The organism is Plantibacter sp. VKM Ac-2876, assembly GCF_015350715.1.
In the GTDB taxonomy this organism is placed as follows: domain Bacteria; phylum Actinomycetota; class Actinomycetes; order Actinomycetales; family Microbacteriaceae; genus Plantibacter; species Plantibacter auratus.
Map to the genome: position 1 here is coordinate 1,084,100 of NZ_JADKSI010000002.1, position 15,928 is coordinate 1,100,027.

The window sequence follows — 15,928 nt, forward strand, 5'->3', positions numbered from 1 at the left end:
ACCAGACTAGCCGCCGTCGTCCGGGCATGATGGTCCCATGACCACGGGACGCGACGACCAGCAGGTTCTCCGCGCGCGACTCGCGGCCCAGCTCCTCGCCGGAGCCGATCACCGCTCCCCCACGAGTGTCGTCTCGCGGCTGCTCGCGGTCCAGGCCCAAGACCTCGCCTCGTCGCTGTGGGCGGTCGGCGTCAGGTCGAGCGGCACGACGATGGACGAGGTGCTCGCGGCGCTCGAGGACGGCTCGATCGTCCGGTCCTGGCCGATGCGCGGCACCCTGCATCTCGTCGCCGCAGAGGACCTCGGGTGGCTGCTCGGAGTCGGTGTCCCGCGGGTCCGCTCGACGATCGCGGCCAGACACCGTCAGCTCGAGCTCGACCCCGAGACCTTCTCGCGCTCCCGTGCGCTCACCGAGGGCATGCTCAGCGGGCATCGACGCGTGACGAGGGACGAGCTGTTGACGGCCCACACCGATGCCGGGATCCCGATCGACGGACAACGAGGCTCCCACCTCATCATGGAACTCGCGATGTCGGGCGTGGTCTGCTGGGGACCGCCCGCTGGGAGACAGCAGGCGCTCGTCCTGAGTGAGGAGTGGATCCGCGCTCCGCGGGTGCTCGAGGCCGACGAGGCGCTCGGCGAGTTCGTCGTCCGGTATCTCACCGGCCACGGCCCGTCGACGATCGCCGACCTCACCTGGTGGTCGAAGCTCACGGTCGCCCAGGCGAAACGCGGCGTGGAGGTGGCCGCCGGACGGCTGGTCTCCGAGTCGCGCGACGGAATCACCCGTTGGTCGACGGCCGAGGGTGTCGAGCCGTCATCCGCTCCACGACCACCGCGGGTGCTCGCGCTGCCCGGATTCGACGAACTGCTCCTCGGCTACCGCGACCGCGAGTTGACGCTCCCGGCGGCGTTCGCAGACCGCATCGTGCCCGGCGCGAACGGCATCTTCCTCCCGATGATCACCGTCGACGGACGCGTCGTCGGCACCTGGCGCCGGCGGACGAGCGCGACCGGCGTCGTCGTCACCCCGACGCCGTTCCAACCGCTGTCGCAGCGGGTGCAGGCGGGATTCCGACGAGCCGCTGGCGAATACGGCCGGTTCCTCGGGCTCCGCGCGTCGGTCGACGAGGGCACGTCCGCCGTCTGAGGACCGACCCGTCAGCGGCGCTCGATGAGGGCGGTGGCGATGGCTGTGACACCCTCGCCACGGCCGGTGAACCCGAGCGCATCCGTGGTCGTCGCCGCGATGCTGACCGGCCCGTGGACGAGCGCGCTCAGCACGCCCTCCGCCTCCGTCCGACGTGGCGCGAACCGAGGGCGGTTGCCGACGAGCTGCACCGCGACGTTGACGACGACGAAGCCCGCGGCGTGCAACCGTTCGACAGCTGCTCGCAGGAAGACCTCGCCGCTCGCCCCGGCGAAGCGGGGGTCGTCCGTGCCGAACATGGAGCCGATGTCACCGAGGCCGGCAGCGGACAGCAGGGCGTCGATGATGGCATGGGCGACCGCATCCCCGTCGCTGTGTCCGGCCAGCGGCCGTTCCCCCGGCCAGCTGAGGCCGGCGAGGCTCAGCTCGCCGTCGTCGGCGAAGGCATGGACGTCGATGCCGATGCCGGTCCTGATCGTCGAGGTCGGCCGTGCGCCCACCTCCTGCGCCCGGTCCCGGTCCGCCAGGAGTCGCTCCGCACGCTGGGCGTCCCACGGGGTCGTGATCTTGAACGCCGTCTCCGACCCGTCGACGGTGAGGACGGGGTGTCCGGCGTCCGCGTAGAGTGCCGCATCGTCGGTGGCTGCCGCGAGGCGGTCCTCGGCGACGCGGAAGGCCGCGACGAGGGCATCGCGCGGGAACGCCTGCGGTGTCTGGACGGCTCTGAGGGCGGCCCGATCCACGGTCTGCTCGACGAGGGCGCTCGCGTCGACCCGTTTGATCGTGTCGGTCACCGGAAGCCCCGGTACGACCCCCCACCCCGTCCGCGCGGCGGCGTCGATCACCCGTTCGAACTGTTCGGTCGGGGTGAGTGCCCGTGCGGCGTCGTGGACGAGTACCGTCCGCACTCCCGGCCACAGGGCGGCGAGCCCGGCGAGGACGGAGGACTGTCTCGTGTCGCCTCCGACGACGACACGGAGGTGGTCGGCCGCCTTCCCCGCGGCGCGACGACCGATGGTCTCCGCCTCACCGACGCGATCGGCGGGGACGACGACGACGACCTGGACCGCGTCCCGCAGGCGGAAGACCGGGCCGAGGGCATGTTCGAGCACGGTGCTGCCGGCGATCGACACGAACGCCTTGGGGATCCCGGCACCGAGGCGCGTCCCACTACCCGCCGCCACGACGATCACGCCGACAGCCGGGCCGTCCAGGGATGGGTCGGCAACAGCACCCGGTTCGTCGATCGCAGTCATGCCACGAGCCTACTTCTCGGGCGCCGCGCCCGAGGGGACGGTCGGTTCAGGAGGCGAGGACCTCGTCGAGGACCGACGAAGCCTGCTCCTCGTCGGTCTGCTCCGCCAACGCCAGTTCGGAGACCAGGATCTGGCGAGCCTTCGCGAGCATCCGCTTCTCTCCCGCAGAGAGGCCTCGGTCCTGGTCGCGACGCCACAGGTCGCGGACCACCTCGGAGACTTTGATGACATCGCCCGAGGCCAGCTTCTCGAGGTTCGCCTTGTAGCGGCGGGACCAGTTCGTCGGCTCCTCGGTGAACGGCGCACGGAGCACGTCGAACACGCGGTCGACGCCCTCACGCCCGATGACGTCGCGCACACCGACCAGGTCGACGTTCTCGGCCGGGACCTCGATCATGAGGTCGCCCTGGGTGACGCGGAGCTTCAGGTAGAGCTTCTCCTCGCCCTTGATGATCCGGGTCTTCACCTCGGTGATGGTCGCGGCGCCATGGTGCGGGTAGACGACGGTCTCGCCAACTTCGAAGATCATGGGTCTCGGTCCCTTCAGCGTCTCCCAGAATACCACGGGACCCCTGATCAGAGCCGGGTACCGGGTGCGCCGCGGACCGGGTGGCGCACCGGCCGATCACGGGTCGACGACCCGGCCACACCCCTTCGCAGCCGTGGGCTAGACTCGAATCCGGATCCCGGGACACCTGTCACTCGTCTGCGCCCGGGGCCACCACATCTTGGAGGGTTCTGTGAAGGCGCGTCTCATCGCTTCCATCGTCGTCGCGGGTGCTGTCGCACTCGGCATGAGCGGTTGCAACCTCATCGCGCCGCAGGCGACCCTGAAGCAGTACGACGCCTCGGACGGCGTCGGTGTCACCGTCGGCTCGGTGGCCGTCCGCAACGCCATCGTCGTCTCCGACGACGGCGAGACCGGCAACCTCGTCTTCAGCGTCGCGAACCGCGACGACCGCGCCCACACGGTGCTGATCGAGATCGAGGGCAAGGACGAGCAGTTCCAGGTCCTCGCGGAGCCCGGCCTGACGACGTTCGACGGCTCGGGAGCCAACGACCCGCTGCGCATCGAGTCCCTCGGCACCCAGCCTGGAGCCGTCCTGGACGTCTTCTTCCAGTACGGCGACGAGACGGGCGCCACGGCGAGCGTGCCGGTCCTCACCGGCCAGCTGCTCGAGTACTCCACGCTCGTCCCGACGCCGCTGCCGACGGATGAGCCCACCGAGACGCCGACGCCGCTCGCGACGCCCACCACGGAGCCGACCGAATAACGCTCCGTCGCCTCACACGACCGAACGCCCCGCACCTCTTCGGAGGTGCGGGGCGTTCGTCCGTCTTGGACCTGCGTCAGGCCTCGAAGCGGTAGCCGAGCCCACGCACGGTGACGAGCATCACCGGTTCCGAGGGGTTCGCCTCGATCCGGGAACGGATGCGCTTGATGTGGACGTCGAGCGTCTTGGTGTCGCCGTAGTAGTCGCTCCCCCACACCCGGTCGATCAGCTGGCCACGGGTGAGAACCCGTCCGGCGTTCCGCAGGAGCAGCTCGAGCAGCTCGTACTCCTTGAGCGGCATCGGGATCGGCGCCCCGTTGACCTCGACGACATGGCGCTCGGTGTCCATCCGGACCGTGCCGGCCTCGAGCAGCACCTCCTCCTGCGCCTGGTCCGCCTCGACACGGCGCCGCAGCACCGCCCTGATCCGCGCGAGGAGCTCGCGGGTCGAGTAGGGCTTCGTGACGTAGTCGTCGGCGCCCAGCTCGAGCCCGACGACGATGTCGACCTCGGAGTCCTTCGCGGTCAGCATGATGATCGGCGTGCTCGAGACCGCGCGGATCTGACGGCAGACCTCCGTCCCGGGGATGCCGGGGAGCATGAGGTCGAGCAACACGAGGTCCGCGCCGCGAGCCGTGAATGCCTGGACCGCCGAGGGGCCGTCCTCCGCCACCTCGACCTCGTACCCCTCCCGTTCGAGCAGGTAGCTCAGGGGTTCACTCAGGGACGCTTCGTCTTCGACGAGCAGGATGCGGGTCACGGGGTACTCCTTGCCGTGCCGGTGGAGAGGTCCTCCGGCGGGGTCGTTGCTCTGGGGAGGCGGATGGTGAACGTCGAGCCACGGCCCAACTGCGACCAGACCTTCACTTCGCCGCCGTGGTTCTGGACGGTGTGCTTGACGATGCTGAGGCCGAGGCCGGTGCCGCCCGTGTGGCGGGACCGCGCCTGGTCGACGCGGAAGAACCGTTCGAAGACCCGGTCGCGGTCCTCTTCGGCGATCCCGACGCCCTGATCGGTGACGGCGATCTCGACGACGTCGTCGACCGCCCGGACACCGACACCCACGTGCGCGCCGGTGGGCGAGTAGTGGATGGCGTTCGAGATGAGGTTGTGCACGGCGACGACGAGCATCGCCTCGTCACCGTACACCTCGAGGTTCTTGCCGCCTTTGAGGGAGAGCCCCACCCCGGTCGCCTCGGCCGGCACGCGGTTCTGATCCACCGCCGCGGCGATGACCCGATCGAGGCGGACGAGTTCCGGCTGGTGGAGGGCGTCGGCCGCCTGCAACCGCGAGAGGTCGATGATCTCGGCGGTCATCCGGGTGAGTCGCTGTGACTCGGTCGCGAGCCGGCTGGCGAAGCGCTTCACCCGTTCCGGGTCGTCGGCCGCCGTGTCGAGCGCTTCCGAGAGGAGCCCGATGGCGCCGATCGGCGTCTTCAACTCGTGGCTGATGTTCGCGATGAAGTCCCTGCGGACCTCGTCGAGGCGACGCGCCTCGGTGTGGTCCTCGGCCAGGAGGAGGATGAAGCGAGAGCCGAGCGGCGCTGCGCGGACGCGCAGATGCCGGGTGGCCTCACCGAAGCGCCCGAGCGCGAGTTCCAGATCGCTCGTGACGGCCTCGCCGGTGCGTCGAACCTCGAGCGCGAGGTCGATGAACTCCTGGTTGTCGAGCACGCGGTCGCGCACCAGCCCGAGCGCGAACGCCCCCGGGGAGGCCTTCAGCACGTTGTTGGACGGGTCGACGACGATGCCCGCGCTGTCGAGGGCTTCGAGCACCTGGTCGACCCCGTCGGGCACGACCGGGTTGACGACCGTCGCGGCGCGCTCTCCGCGACGGAAGGCGAGCGAGGTGAGGGCGACGAAACCGCCCCCGACGATGAGGCCGAGTGCCAGGGCGATCAGCACCAACCACATGGTGTCCATAGGTACTACGTTACTCAGTCCGCCGAACGCCGAACTCGCGAATACCCCGCCACTTCGACGACTGTTCACGCTTGGGGCCCCAACTGTTAACCTTGGTTCGGCATCATCGGCGGAGCGGGCATCTGCCTGCCCACCGCCAGGTCACGGAAGGACGGCACCCAGAGCCATGCGCGAGGTATTCCAGCAGTCACTGCGAGAGGTCCAGGATCGCCTGGTCGAGATCGCCGAACTCGTCACGATCTCCATCGAGAAGGCGACGCAGTCCTTCGGCAACTCGGACGTCGCGGTCGCTGAAGAGGTCATCGCCAACGACAACCGCATCGACCAGCTCGCGATCGAACTCGACGAGCTCGCCATCGACATCCTCGCCCGTCAGCAGCCGGTCGCGCGCGACCTGCGCATCGTCGTGAGCGCGCTTCGGATCAGCGCGTCGCTCGAGCGCATGGGCGACATGGCCGAGCACATCGCCCAGCTGTCCCGGTACCGCTTCCCCGACAAGGCCGTGCCGAAGGGCCTGCGGACCACCTTCGCCGAGATGGGTCGACTCGACGTCTCGATCGCCCGCAAACTGACGGAACTGCTGCGCACCCAGGACCCGCGCATCGCCGACGAGATCCGGAACGACGACGACGACGTCGACGAGCTGCACGCCAGCGTCTTCGAGAAGGTCCTCGGCGACACCTGGAAGGGTGAGCCCGTCGCGACCGTCGACGCCACCCTGGCCTCGCGGTACCACGAGCGCTTCGCCGACCACGCCGTCTCGATCGCCAAGAAGGTCCAGTACCTCGCGACGGGCGACTGGATCCCCGAGGCGACCACGCCGGTGCACCACTGACCAGCTGATCCCGGACACCCCGACGAGCGGTGTCGACCCGAGACCGGGTCGGCACCGCTCGTCCGTTCGTGCGGGACTAGCTCATCCGACGACGGGTGATCGCGCCGCCTGCCAGGAGCAGGAGTCCGAGGACCGTGGCGAGACCGGCGAGCGGCAGGAGCTGACCCGCGGCGCTGCCGGTGTCGGCGAGCGTCGGCTCAGCTGAACGCGCGGCCGAGGCCGTCGTGTTCGAGCCGGTCGAGGACGCCGCCGTCGTTGTGGTGATCACCGTGGCGGGGACCGTCGGCACGACGGGGGTCACCGGGGTGGTGGGGTCCGTCGGGTCGGTCGGGTCCGTGGGGTCCGTCGGGTCGACCGGGGTGGTGGGATCGGTCGTCCCGGGACCACCGGTCTCGCTGTCCCCGATCACGGAGATCGCGTTGCCGCCGATCGTGACCGGCAGCTCCAGGCCGAGGTCGATCTGGTTCCCACCGCCAAGGCTGTCGTCACCATCCGTGGTCGACGTGCCGCCGCCGGACGATGCCGGAGCGGAGGCCGAGGTGCCCGTCGACTCGGAGTCGCCGATCACGCTGACGGCGTTGCCCACCACGGAGATCGGGAGCCCGACGTCGCCGAGGATCTGGTTCCCACCGGCGACACTGTCGTCACCGGTCGTCGTCGACGGCGCCACCGGTACAGCCGCACCACCCGACGTGGCAGGCGCACCCGCCTGCTCACTGCTCGAATCACCGAACAGCGAGATGGCGTTCCCACCGACCGTGACCGGAACGGTCACCACCGGCGACACCTGGTTGCCACCGGCGACACTGTCGTCACCGGTCGTCGTCGACGGCGCCACCGGTACAGCCGCACCACCCGACGTGGCAGGCGCACCCGCCTGCTCACTGCTCGAGTCACCGAACAGCGAGATGGCGTTCCCACCGACCGTGACCGGAACGGTCACCACCGGCGACACCTGGTTCCCACCGGCGACACTGTCGTCACCGGACGTGGCGGCCTCGTCGGTGACCGGCGAGGCGGGCTCCCCCGCGGCCGGTGCGGACGTCGCACCCGACTGCTCGGCATCGCCGATGATCGAGATCGCGTTGTCCTCGACCGTCACCGGGATGGAGACGGGCAACTGGACCTGGTTCCCACCCGCGACACTGTCGTCACCACTGGTGGTGGCGGCCGGCGCGGGCTCGGGTACCGGTGCGGGCTCCGGCGCGGGTGCCGGCTCCGGCGCGGGTGCCGGCTCAGGTGCGGGTGCCGGCTCAGGTGCGGGTGCCGGCTCAGGCGCCGGTGCCGCCTCCGGTGCGGACGTCGCCGTTGAATCGCCGACGACGCTCACCGCGGTGTCGACGATCTCGACGGGGGCCTCGAGGACCACGTCGACGAGGGTTCCGCCGAGGATGCTGTCGTCCCCGGACGTGTCGGCGTTGGCCGCCGTAGCGCCGAGGAACGTGAGTCCCGCGACGAACAGGCCACAGTAGAGGCCTTTCTTGACATACGAATTCATGATTCCTGCTCCTTGCAGAGTGACTGATGTGCTCCCGTGATCGGGAGGCTTCGGACCGTTGAACCGCCCAGTGGGCGGGCCTCCGCCGCGAACGGCAGAGTGGTCCGGGGTCAGTCAGGAGAGGTATCGGAGGGGAACGTGGGTGAAGCCGGAAGGTCTTCGTCTCGCGCGGGTCCGCGACGGTCGTCGCCGGGCGCAGGGAGGATGACGGAGATCGACTGTTCGGCCGCTGCGGGACCGCCGACGGCACCACTGGAGCCGGAGGACCCGGAGCCACTCGGCGTGACGGCCCAGCGGCCGTCGGCGTCCGGCAGCAGCGGAAGGTTCGCAGGGGTGGCGGGGAGGCTGGACGATCCGATGACGGCGGCGGGCACGGCCGCGGTGGACGACGTGTCTTCGCGATCCTGGCCGCCCGACACGATCGTCGAGTCACCCTGCTGGCCGGTCGGCGGCCCGAGGACCGTCGCCGGGAGGACCACGCCGACGGCGGTCGAGTCCGTGGCCGACACGTCCTCTGCCGGGCCCTGCGGAACCGCTGGGACGACCGGATCGATGATCGGCGTGCTGGGGACCGGGACCGCGGCGACGACGTCGGCGACGCCGGTCAACGTCTGGTCGACCGTTTGCACGACCGGATCGACGATCGCGGCGACGGGTGCTGCGCCGACGGTCTCCTCGACCACGTCGTTCACCACCGGTACCGCAGCGACGGTCTCGTCGACGACGTCGACCACCGGTTCGAGCACGGTGGTGTCGACGACGTCGACGACCTCGGCGACAGCATTGACGGGCTGTTCGAGCGAGCCGACGACCTCGGTCACCGCGCCCAAGAGCGACGGATCGGTGGCACCGTCGTCGGCATGCGCGGAGGAGGGCGACCCGAAGAGGGCTATCGCCGTGAACGCCGCAGCGGCGAAGCCACCGAGCGCCAGGGCGCGCCACAGGGGGAAACGGGTGCCGTCGGTCGACTGCTCCATGCGTATCCCCCCAATCGGGTTACAGTGCAGTCACTGTACGCCCAACTCCTAGGCGGTTCAACCCCCCTTTTTTGACATGGAAAACCCCGGCCAGAAGCACTTTCGGCGACGATGTCGCCAAGCCGCACTCCCGACCGGGGTGGTGGTTTGGTGGGGTTTCCGCTACTTCTTCCCCTGCGCCGCGACGGCGGCGGCGCCTGCTGCGGCGGCCTCGGGATCGAGGTACCGAGCCGGGGCGATCGGGCGGAAGTCCGCGTCGAGCTCGTAGACGAGCGGGATGCCGGTGGGGATGTTCAGCTCGGCGATCTCGTCGTCCGAGATGTCGTCGAGGTGCTTCACGAGCGCGCGGAGCGAGTTGCCGTGCGCCGTCACGAGGACGGTCTTGCCGGCAGCCAGGTCGACCGTGATGTCGGACTCCCAGTAGGGCAGCATCCGGTCGATGACGTCCTTCAGGCACTCGGTGCGGGGCAGTTCGCCGTCGATCCCGACATACCGGGGATCATCGGCCTGCGACCACTCGTCGTCATCGGCGATCGGCGGCGGCGGCACGTCGAAGGAACGACGCCAGGTCTGGAACTGCTCCGGACCGTACTCGGCGAGCGTCTGCGCCTTGTCCTTGCCCTGCAGCGCTCCGTAGTGACGCTCGTTGAGGCGCCAGCTGCGCTTGACCGGGATCCACATGCGGTCGGCGGTCTCGAGGGCGAGGTTCGCCGTCTGGATCGCGCGGGAGAGGACCGAGGTGTACAGCACGTCCGGGGTGATGCCGGAGTCGGCGAGCAGCTCGCCCGCTCGCTTGGCCTCGGTGACGCCGAGTTCGCTGAGTCGGACGTCGACCCAACCGGTGAACAGGTTCTTCTGATTCCAGTCGCTGTTGCCGTGGCGCAGCAGGACGAGGGTGTAAGTCTCAGGCATGTCCCCAGCATACCGACGGCGCATGACCGCGAGGTGGACGATGACCCCGCACCGTGAGGGAGAATGGGTCCATGCCCGTCGGATCGATCACCCGCGGGACGACGGGTACGAACCGGCTCCGGCGGGTGGACCGCTGGATCGCGACCCACCCCTCGCTCAGACGGACGACGAACCCGCTGGTGGTGGACCTCGGCTACGGCGCGAGCGGCGTCACAGCGTTGGAACTGCACGACCGGCTGCTCGCCGTCCGACCCGACGTACGGGTCATCGGATTCGAGATCGAGCCGGGGCGTGTCCGCACCGCTGACGCGCAGCTGCAGCAGGTGCGAGCGGGCACGACCCGGTTCACGCCGACGGCTGCGGTCTCCTTCGCACGCGGCGGGTTCGAGGTGCCGACCGGCGACGACCGTCCCGCGGCGATCCGGGCGTTCAACGTGCTCCGGCAGTACGACGAAACCGAGGTCACGGGGGCCTGGCGCCTCATGGCGTCGCGGCTGCAGCCCGGCGGTGTGCTCGTCGAGGGGACGTGCGACGAGATCGGACGGGTGTCCAGCTGGATCGCGGTCGACGACCATGGACGTGCGGAGTCGTTCTCGATCAGTCTGCGGCTCGCCGACCTCGAGCTGCCGTCCATCGTCGCCGAGCGATTGCCGAAGGCGCTGATCCACCACAACGTCCCGGGAGAACGCGTTCACGCCCTGATGACGGACCTCGACCGCGCGTGGCGCACGCATTCACCCCTGGCGGTCTACAGCCCGGTCCAACGATGGTTGGCGACCGTCCGGACACTTCGCGACAGCGGGTGGCCGGTGCTGGCCGGCCGCAACCGTTGGCGCCTCGGTGAGCTGACACTGCCGTGGTCGGCTGTCGCCCCGAATCCCTCCTCGACGGACTGAGTGTCGGGGAACGCTGCCGTCAGAGCGAGGGCAGCGCCGCCTGCGCCTCCGGCGTCGGCAGCCCCGTGGCCGTGAGCAGGTCGACGAGGTACGGCCGGAGCACGAGCACGAGCGCCTGCTCGGAGACCGAGGCGTCGGGGAGGACGGACACCGGCTCGAGGTGCTTCGCGATCTCCAGCAGGGACTGCCTCGCGACCGGCTGCTGGGCGATGTCGCCGATCGACTGCGACAGGATGCCGAGCGCGACGGAGGTCCGCGCGAGCAGGTCCGCGAGCTCGGGGCGGCTCGTGGCATCGCGCGACACGTAGTCGATGCGCCGGGCGATCACCCGGAGGTTGCGGGTCGCGAGGTCCATGCCGTCGAGCATGGTCCGCTGCCGTTCGAGGTCGAACACCGCCTTGCGGAGGAACGGCGAGATGCGCGCGATGGCGAGCCCTGAGTCGAGGGTTCCGCGCCACGCGTCCAGGGCCGGCTGGGTGGCCCTCGCCCGTGCGAGCGCGCGGTCCGCCTCCTCGAGGTCGCCGAGACGGAGGGCGGCGACGAGCGAGGCGAGAGTCCGGACGTGTTCGTCGATGAGCCGCTGGCCGTCCCGGCGAGCGCTCCGGCGCGGGTCGCGCGGGATGAGCGCGGTCGCGAGCAGGGCGAAGACACCGCCGATCAGGCCGTCGAGGGTACGCACGAACGGGCCCCCGTCGGGCACGGGCAGGAGCATGACGAGGACGGACTGCACCGCCGCCGCGATCGCGAACGACGCCGCCGGCGACAGGAACCGGGCGACGAGCAATGTGAGCACGAGCGCGACGGCGAGTTGCCACGTCCCCTGACCGAAGCCGAGGAGCAGGATCTCGGCCAGCGCGATCCCGACGCTCATCCCGACGGCCGTCTCGAGGACCCGGATCGGGCGGGCGTCGCGAACGAACCCGAGACTCGAGATCGTCACGGTCAAGGCGAGGAGTGGCACGGCGTGCCCGAGCACGTAGTGGGAGAACGCGTACGCGCCGATCGCCGTGGCGCTGACCTGGAGCACCGCCGGCACGGATCCGACGAGACGATGCCAGGCGTCACCGAGTGCGATGCGGCGACGAACCGCGGCGGTCCATCGGTCGACCCGTACGCCCGGGTCCGAGGCGTCGTCCGTCCCCACCGGGGTCAGCGCCGGACGGCGCCGAGTCGCGGCAGCCGCGGCACGTTCGCCGTGGCCCCGGCATCCGCCGGCACGACGATCTCCTGCGACGCCGCGACGTCGATGCCGTCGGCCTCCACCGTCAGCACGGCCGCCGGATCCGCGGATCGCTTGACGATCGCCAACGCCACCGGGCCCAACTCGTGATGGATCGCGCTCGAGGTGATGCGTCCGACAGGTTTCCGGGTCGCGTCGTCGCCGTCGCCGACGAGCACCACGTTCGAACCGGCCGGTGGCAGCACCGCGTCGGAGCCGTCGAGGAGGAGCATGACGAGGCGACGCGGCGGGTGCCCGAGGTTGTGCACCTTGGCGACCGTCTCCTGACCGCGATAGCAGCCCTTGTTCAAGTGGACTGCCGAGCGCAGCCAGTCGAGCTCGTGCGGGATGCTCCGCTCGTCGACCTCGGACTGCAACCGCGGGCGCCAGGCGGCGATCCGCAGGGCCTCGGCGGCCAGCGAACCCGCGGCGGAGAACGTCCCTGCACGGACCTGCTGCACGAGCGACTCGAGCTGCTCGCGCGCGACGATCGTCTCGGTCCACGTCCACGCTGCACCAGGGTGCTCACCCGTCGCGTACTGATGCCCGCCGACCGCGACCTCGGACCACGGATCGTGCCAGACGAGCGGCATGCCGTTCGGCGCTGCAGCCTCGACCGCGAGACCCGCCGCCGCACCGATCACGGCGTACTGCTCGGTCGCGATGGCCACCTCGACGCGCAGCATGAACCGCATCCGGTCGAGCCAGGCGTGGAGGGGCTCAGCATCGTCGGCCTCGGTGACGAGCCACGTGGTCGTGCCGTCGTCGAGCAGCTTGACCGCGTGCTCGATCCGGCCGCTCTGGTCGAGGAAGAGGGTCTCCGTCGAGGTGCCGGCGGACAGCGAGCGCAGCTCCTGGCTCGTGATGGAGTTGAGCCAGCTCAGCCGATCGGGGCCGGTGACCGTCACGATGCCACGGTTCGACAGGTCGACGATCGCCTTGCCGCCGGCGATGAGGCGCTGCTCGATGTTCGGGCTGCCGTAATGGGAGGGGATGCCGTGGTCGACGGCGTCCGCCTGTTCGACGGCACCAGGCAGCGTGAGGAAGGGCGAGCCCGGAATCGCGTCCGGCATGACCGCTTCGTTGGGAATGGTCACGTCAGTCGGCTTTGGCCAGGCGCGCCGAGGCGTGCGTCCGGAGGTCCTGTCCCAGGGCGGCGATGTCCCAGGCCCAGAGCAGGTGGTTCTCGACGAGACCGTACAGGCGGGTCGCGGCGGCGTACTCCTTGGCTCCAGCGGTGCGGACGACGGCGTCGGTCGCGAGGTCGATCCGCGGGCCGTCGATCTGGCCGAGGTAGAGCTCGCTCACACCGTTCGGGTGGACGATCGAGACCTGCAGCGGGAAAGCGCCGGTCGACGTGCGCAGGGTCTCGACCGATTGCGCGGTGCCGAACGGGCGGGGGCCCTGCCCTGGGAGCATGCCCGGGCCGGGGTCGCCCTCGATCAGCGGGCGTTCGAGGCGCCAGTAACCCGTCTCGGTGACGAGCGGCTCGGGCACACCGGACTCGTCCGCCGAGGCTCCGTCAGGCGCGACGTCCGCAGCGGCGTCGTCCGACAGGGCGTCCTCGTCCGTGGACGAGGCCCCCTCGGCGTCGCGCGGGGGCTGCTCGGGCAGGAGCCAGGTGTAGGAGTTGTAGTTCAAGTACGGCAGGCCGTCGTGGCTGAAGCTCACGCGCTGACCGAACTCGCGGGTCACGGTCTCGTCGCCGACCCGGTAGTCGATGACGCCGGTGCCCTCCCAGACGCCGATGAGCCACGACAGCGGGACCAGTTCGCTCGGCAGGCCGCTCGGGATCTCGATCATCGAGGGACCCGGACTAGCGCTGACCGCGGTACAGGTTCTTCAGCACGACCACCGCGGTGAACGCAATGGCGAGGCTGGCGAGGACGAGCAAGCCGATGAAGAAGATTTCGAGAGCGAGCAGCATGGGGAAAGTCTACCCCGAGGCCAGGGCGATGAGGCCATACACGGCACCGCCGATGGCGAGGATGAGGACGGCGCCGGTGACGCTCGTCGACATCCGATCGACGAATCCCACCTTCTGTCGCGTCAACAACTGTGCCGAGAACGCGGCCAGGGTGCAGAGGCCGAGCGTGGCCGACAGCCCGAAGAAGGTCTCCCCCGGGCTCCAGAGCAAGCCGGACACGACGACGCCGACGAGCGCGAGCGCCCAGATCGAGACGACACTGATCCAGCGCAGCCGGGGGGAGAGAGTGGTTTCGCTCACGGACCCATTGTCACAGAGCGGACGCCATCGGACCACCAGCGGGCGCCCGGTGCGACGTGGGGTGCGGTCGTTCGCCTAATATGGTTCCAAACTCAGTCGGGAGGATGCGCGTGGCGCAAATTTTGGTCTTGACCTCCATGGTCGGCACCGAGGTCCTCCCATCCCTCGGGCTCTTGAGCCACCGCACCCGGCAGATCCCCGCCGACCCCGCACAACTCGTGAACGCTCCGAGTTCGGACCTCGTCCTCGTCGACGCCCGCCAGGACCTCGCGAGCGCCAAGTCGCTCTGCAAGATCCTCGGTGCGTCCGGGCTGTCGGTCCCGCTCCTCCTCATCCTGACCGAGGGCGGACTCACGGCCGTCAGCGCCGACTGGGGCGTGAACGACGTCATCCTCGAATCCGCCGGGCCGGCCGAGGTCGACGCGCGGATCCGGCTCGCGATCGGCCGCGCCTCCCAGGAGCACTCGGCGAGCAAGATCCAGGCGTCGGGTGTCGTCATCGACGAGGCCAGCTACTCCGCGAAGGTCCACGGCAAACCGCTGGACCTCACCTTCAAGGAGTTCGAGCTGCTCCGCTTCTTCGCGACCCACCCCTCCCGCGTGTTCACGCGCGAGCAGCTGCTGAGCGAGGTGTGGGGTTACGACTACTTCGGTGGCACGCGAACCGTCGACGTCCACGTCCGCCGGTTGCGCGCCAAGCTCGGCGACCTCGAGCAGCTCATCGGCACCGTGCGCAACGTCGGCTACCGCTTCAACGTCTACGAGGACGATCATGCCCCGGCTGACGCTGTCGGTTCGTAACGTCGACGACGCCCGCACCCGGGATGCGCTCGAGCGCGTCGTGCGCACGGCGTCGCTCGTCGACGGCCAGCCGCCGTTCAGCGATCAGTCGCTCATCGACGTCGCCTCCGGCGCCCGGACGCTGATCCTCGCCGTCGAACCACAGGACCCGCCGGTCGCCCCCGACGACTTCGCCGTCGTGGGTGCGGCCATCCTCGGCCACGGCGAGCTCGAGTTCGTCGTCGAGCCCGAGTGGCGGGGTCACGGCTACGGTCGCGCCGCACTGCGCGGCGTCCTCGCCAACTGTCCCCCACAGGTGCGCATCTGGGCACACGGCGACCACCCCGCCTCCCGGGTGCTCGCACAGGAGTTCGGCTTCTCGCCGATCAGGACGCTGCTGCAGCTCCGCCTGACCAAGGCACCGGCGAGCCGCACGCGACCGGCCACCGCCGGGCACGCTGATGTCACGGTCGGCACGTTCCAGCCGGGAGTCGACGAGCAGGAGTGGCTCGAGGTCAACGCGCTCGCCTTCGCCGACCACCCCGAGCAGGGACGCATGACCCTCGACGATCTCCGCGCTCGAGAGGCCGAGTCCTGGTTCGACGCCGACGACTTCCTGCTCGCCCGAGGCTCCGACGGCGACCTCCTCGGGTTCATCTGGTTGAAGGTCGAGGACACGGTCGGCGAGGTGTACGCGGTCGGCGTGCACCCTGCGGCCAGCGGCCGAGGGCTCGGGCGACTCCTGATGGAGGCCGGCCTGGCCCGCCTGCGGGATCGACGGGTGGAGGCGGTCACGCTCTACGTCGAAGCCGACAACCTCCCCGCGGTGTCGCTCTACCGCTCGCTCGGATTCACCGACCACACCGTCGACGTGCAGTACGCGGGAACCGACGCCTGATCCCCTCCACAGCGGTGTGGCGCTGCGGCATTTACACAGTGTTCACCGCAGTCGTCGCGACCACCCCCGCCACGGTGTCATGAT

Annotated in this window: 17 protein-coding genes; 6 read left to right on the forward strand and 11 right to left on the reverse strand. The window is 70.0% G+C overall.

Annotated elements, in window-relative coordinates:
- The first annotated feature begins 37 nt into the window (after positions 1-37).
- On the forward strand, positions 38-1,150 hold the full coding sequence (locus ITJ62_RS11515; protein WP_194602075.1) for a winged helix DNA-binding domain-containing protein: 1,113 nt from the start codon (positions 38-40) through the stop codon (positions 1,148-1,150).
- An 11-nt stretch (positions 1,151-1,161) separates the two neighbouring features.
- Here the strand turns inward: ITJ62_RS11515 and ispD are convergent, their stop codons facing one another.
- Both ispD and ITJ62_RS11525 read right to left on the reverse strand, forming a co-directional pair.
- On the reverse strand, positions 1,162-2,406 hold the full coding sequence (gene ispD, locus ITJ62_RS11520) for a 2-C-methyl-D-erythritol 4-phosphate cytidylyltransferase (protein ID WP_194602078.1): 1,245 nt from the start codon (positions 2,404-2,406) through the stop codon (positions 1,162-1,164).
- Between the two features lie 46 nt (positions 2,407-2,452).
- On the reverse strand, positions 2,453-2,935 hold the full coding sequence (locus ITJ62_RS11525) for a CarD family transcriptional regulator (RefSeq protein WP_064296368.1): 483 nt from the start codon (positions 2,933-2,935) through the stop codon (positions 2,453-2,455).
- A gap of 211 nt (positions 2,936-3,146) precedes the next feature.
- Here ITJ62_RS11525 and ITJ62_RS11530 point away from each other — a divergent pair, with 211 nt between their 5' ends.
- A complete protein-coding gene (locus ITJ62_RS11530) occupies positions 3,147-3,680 on the forward strand; it encodes a hypothetical protein (protein ID WP_194602081.1) in 534 nt (177 codons plus the stop codon).
- A gap of 76 nt (positions 3,681-3,756) precedes the next feature.
- Here the strand turns inward: ITJ62_RS11530 and ITJ62_RS11535 are convergent, their stop codons facing one another.
- Both ITJ62_RS11535 and ITJ62_RS11540 read right to left on the reverse strand, forming a co-directional pair.
- Positions 3,757-4,440 (reverse strand): response regulator transcription factor, encoded by a 684-nt coding sequence (locus tag ITJ62_RS11535; RefSeq protein WP_064296370.1) that lies wholly within the window; start codon positions 4,438-4,440, stop codon positions 3,757-3,759.
- On the reverse strand, positions 4,437-5,603 hold the full coding sequence (locus tag ITJ62_RS11540) for a cell wall metabolism sensor histidine kinase WalK (RefSeq protein ID WP_137242097.1): 1,167 nt from the start codon (positions 5,601-5,603) through the stop codon (positions 4,437-4,439). The genes ITJ62_RS11535 and ITJ62_RS11540 overlap by 4 nt, the downstream gene beginning before the upstream one ends.
- Positions 5,604-5,769: 166 nt before the next feature.
- On the opposite strand from ITJ62_RS11540, the gene phoU reads away from it, so the two are divergent.
- Complete coding sequence (gene phoU / locus ITJ62_RS11545) at positions 5,770-6,438, forward strand: phosphate signaling complex protein PhoU (RefSeq protein ID WP_064296372.1); 669 nt, start codon at positions 5,770-5,772, stop codon at positions 6,436-6,438.
- Between the two features lie 76 nt (positions 6,439-6,514).
- Here phoU and ITJ62_RS11550 read toward each other — a convergent pair whose 3' ends face one another.
- The 3 genes from ITJ62_RS11550 to ITJ62_RS11560 form a co-directional block, all read right to left on the reverse strand.
- The gene (locus ITJ62_RS11550; protein WP_194602084.1) at positions 6,515-7,936 is read right to left on the reverse strand and encodes a chaplin family protein; all 1,422 of its coding nucleotides are present in this window, start codon (positions 7,934-7,936) and stop codon (positions 6,515-6,517) included.
- Between the two features lie 110 nt (positions 7,937-8,046).
- Positions 8,047-8,913, reverse strand: coding sequence for a hypothetical protein (locus ITJ62_RS11555; RefSeq protein WP_194602087.1), 867 nt, complete (start codon positions 8,911-8,913; stop codon positions 8,047-8,049).
- Positions 8,914-9,075: 162 nt separating this feature from the next.
- On the reverse strand, positions 9,076-9,825 hold the full coding sequence (locus tag ITJ62_RS11560) for a phosphoglyceromutase (protein WP_121289753.1): 750 nt from the start codon (positions 9,823-9,825) through the stop codon (positions 9,076-9,078).
- A 71-nt stretch (positions 9,826-9,896) separates the two neighbouring features.
- Between ITJ62_RS11560 and ITJ62_RS11565 the strand changes: the two genes are divergently transcribed.
- On the forward strand, positions 9,897-10,721 hold the full coding sequence (locus tag ITJ62_RS11565) for a class I SAM-dependent methyltransferase (RefSeq protein WP_194602090.1): 825 nt from the start codon (positions 9,897-9,899) through the stop codon (positions 10,719-10,721).
- 19 nt (positions 10,722-10,740) lie between these two features.
- Here the strand turns inward: ITJ62_RS11565 and ITJ62_RS11570 are convergent, their stop codons facing one another.
- The 4 genes from ITJ62_RS11570 to ITJ62_RS11585 form a co-directional block, all read right to left on the reverse strand.
- Positions 10,741-11,865, reverse strand: coding sequence for an FUSC family protein (locus tag ITJ62_RS11570; RefSeq protein WP_194602093.1), 1,125 nt, complete (start codon positions 11,863-11,865; stop codon positions 10,741-10,743).
- 5 nt (positions 11,866-11,870) lie between these two features.
- Entirely contained in the window at positions 11,871-13,013 is a 1,143-nt protein-coding gene (locus ITJ62_RS11575) for a folate-binding protein YgfZ (RefSeq protein ID WP_194602563.1), read from the reverse strand.
- Between the two features lie 25 nt (positions 13,014-13,038).
- The gene (locus tag ITJ62_RS11580; RefSeq protein WP_192018296.1) at positions 13,039-13,743 is read right to left on the reverse strand and encodes an FABP family protein; all 705 of its coding nucleotides are present in this window, start codon (positions 13,741-13,743) and stop codon (positions 13,039-13,041) included.
- Positions 13,744-13,876: 133 nt separating this feature from the next.
- Complete coding sequence (locus ITJ62_RS11585) at positions 13,877-14,167, reverse strand: hypothetical protein (protein ID WP_064296602.1); 291 nt, start codon at positions 14,165-14,167, stop codon at positions 13,877-13,879.
- Positions 14,168-14,277: 110 nt separating this feature from the next.
- Here ITJ62_RS11585 and ITJ62_RS11590 point away from each other — a divergent pair, with 110 nt between their 5' ends.
- On the forward strand, positions 14,278-14,967 hold the full coding sequence (locus ITJ62_RS11590) for a response regulator transcription factor (protein ID WP_175116223.1): 690 nt from the start codon (positions 14,278-14,280) through the stop codon (positions 14,965-14,967).
- The gene (mshD, locus tag ITJ62_RS11595) at positions 14,939-15,844 is read left to right on the forward strand and encodes a mycothiol synthase (RefSeq protein WP_194602096.1); all 906 of its coding nucleotides are present in this window, start codon (positions 14,939-14,941) and stop codon (positions 15,842-15,844) included. Before ITJ62_RS11590 ends, mshD begins: the two co-directional genes overlap by 29 nt.
- Positions 15,845-15,928: the final 84 nt, after the last annotated feature.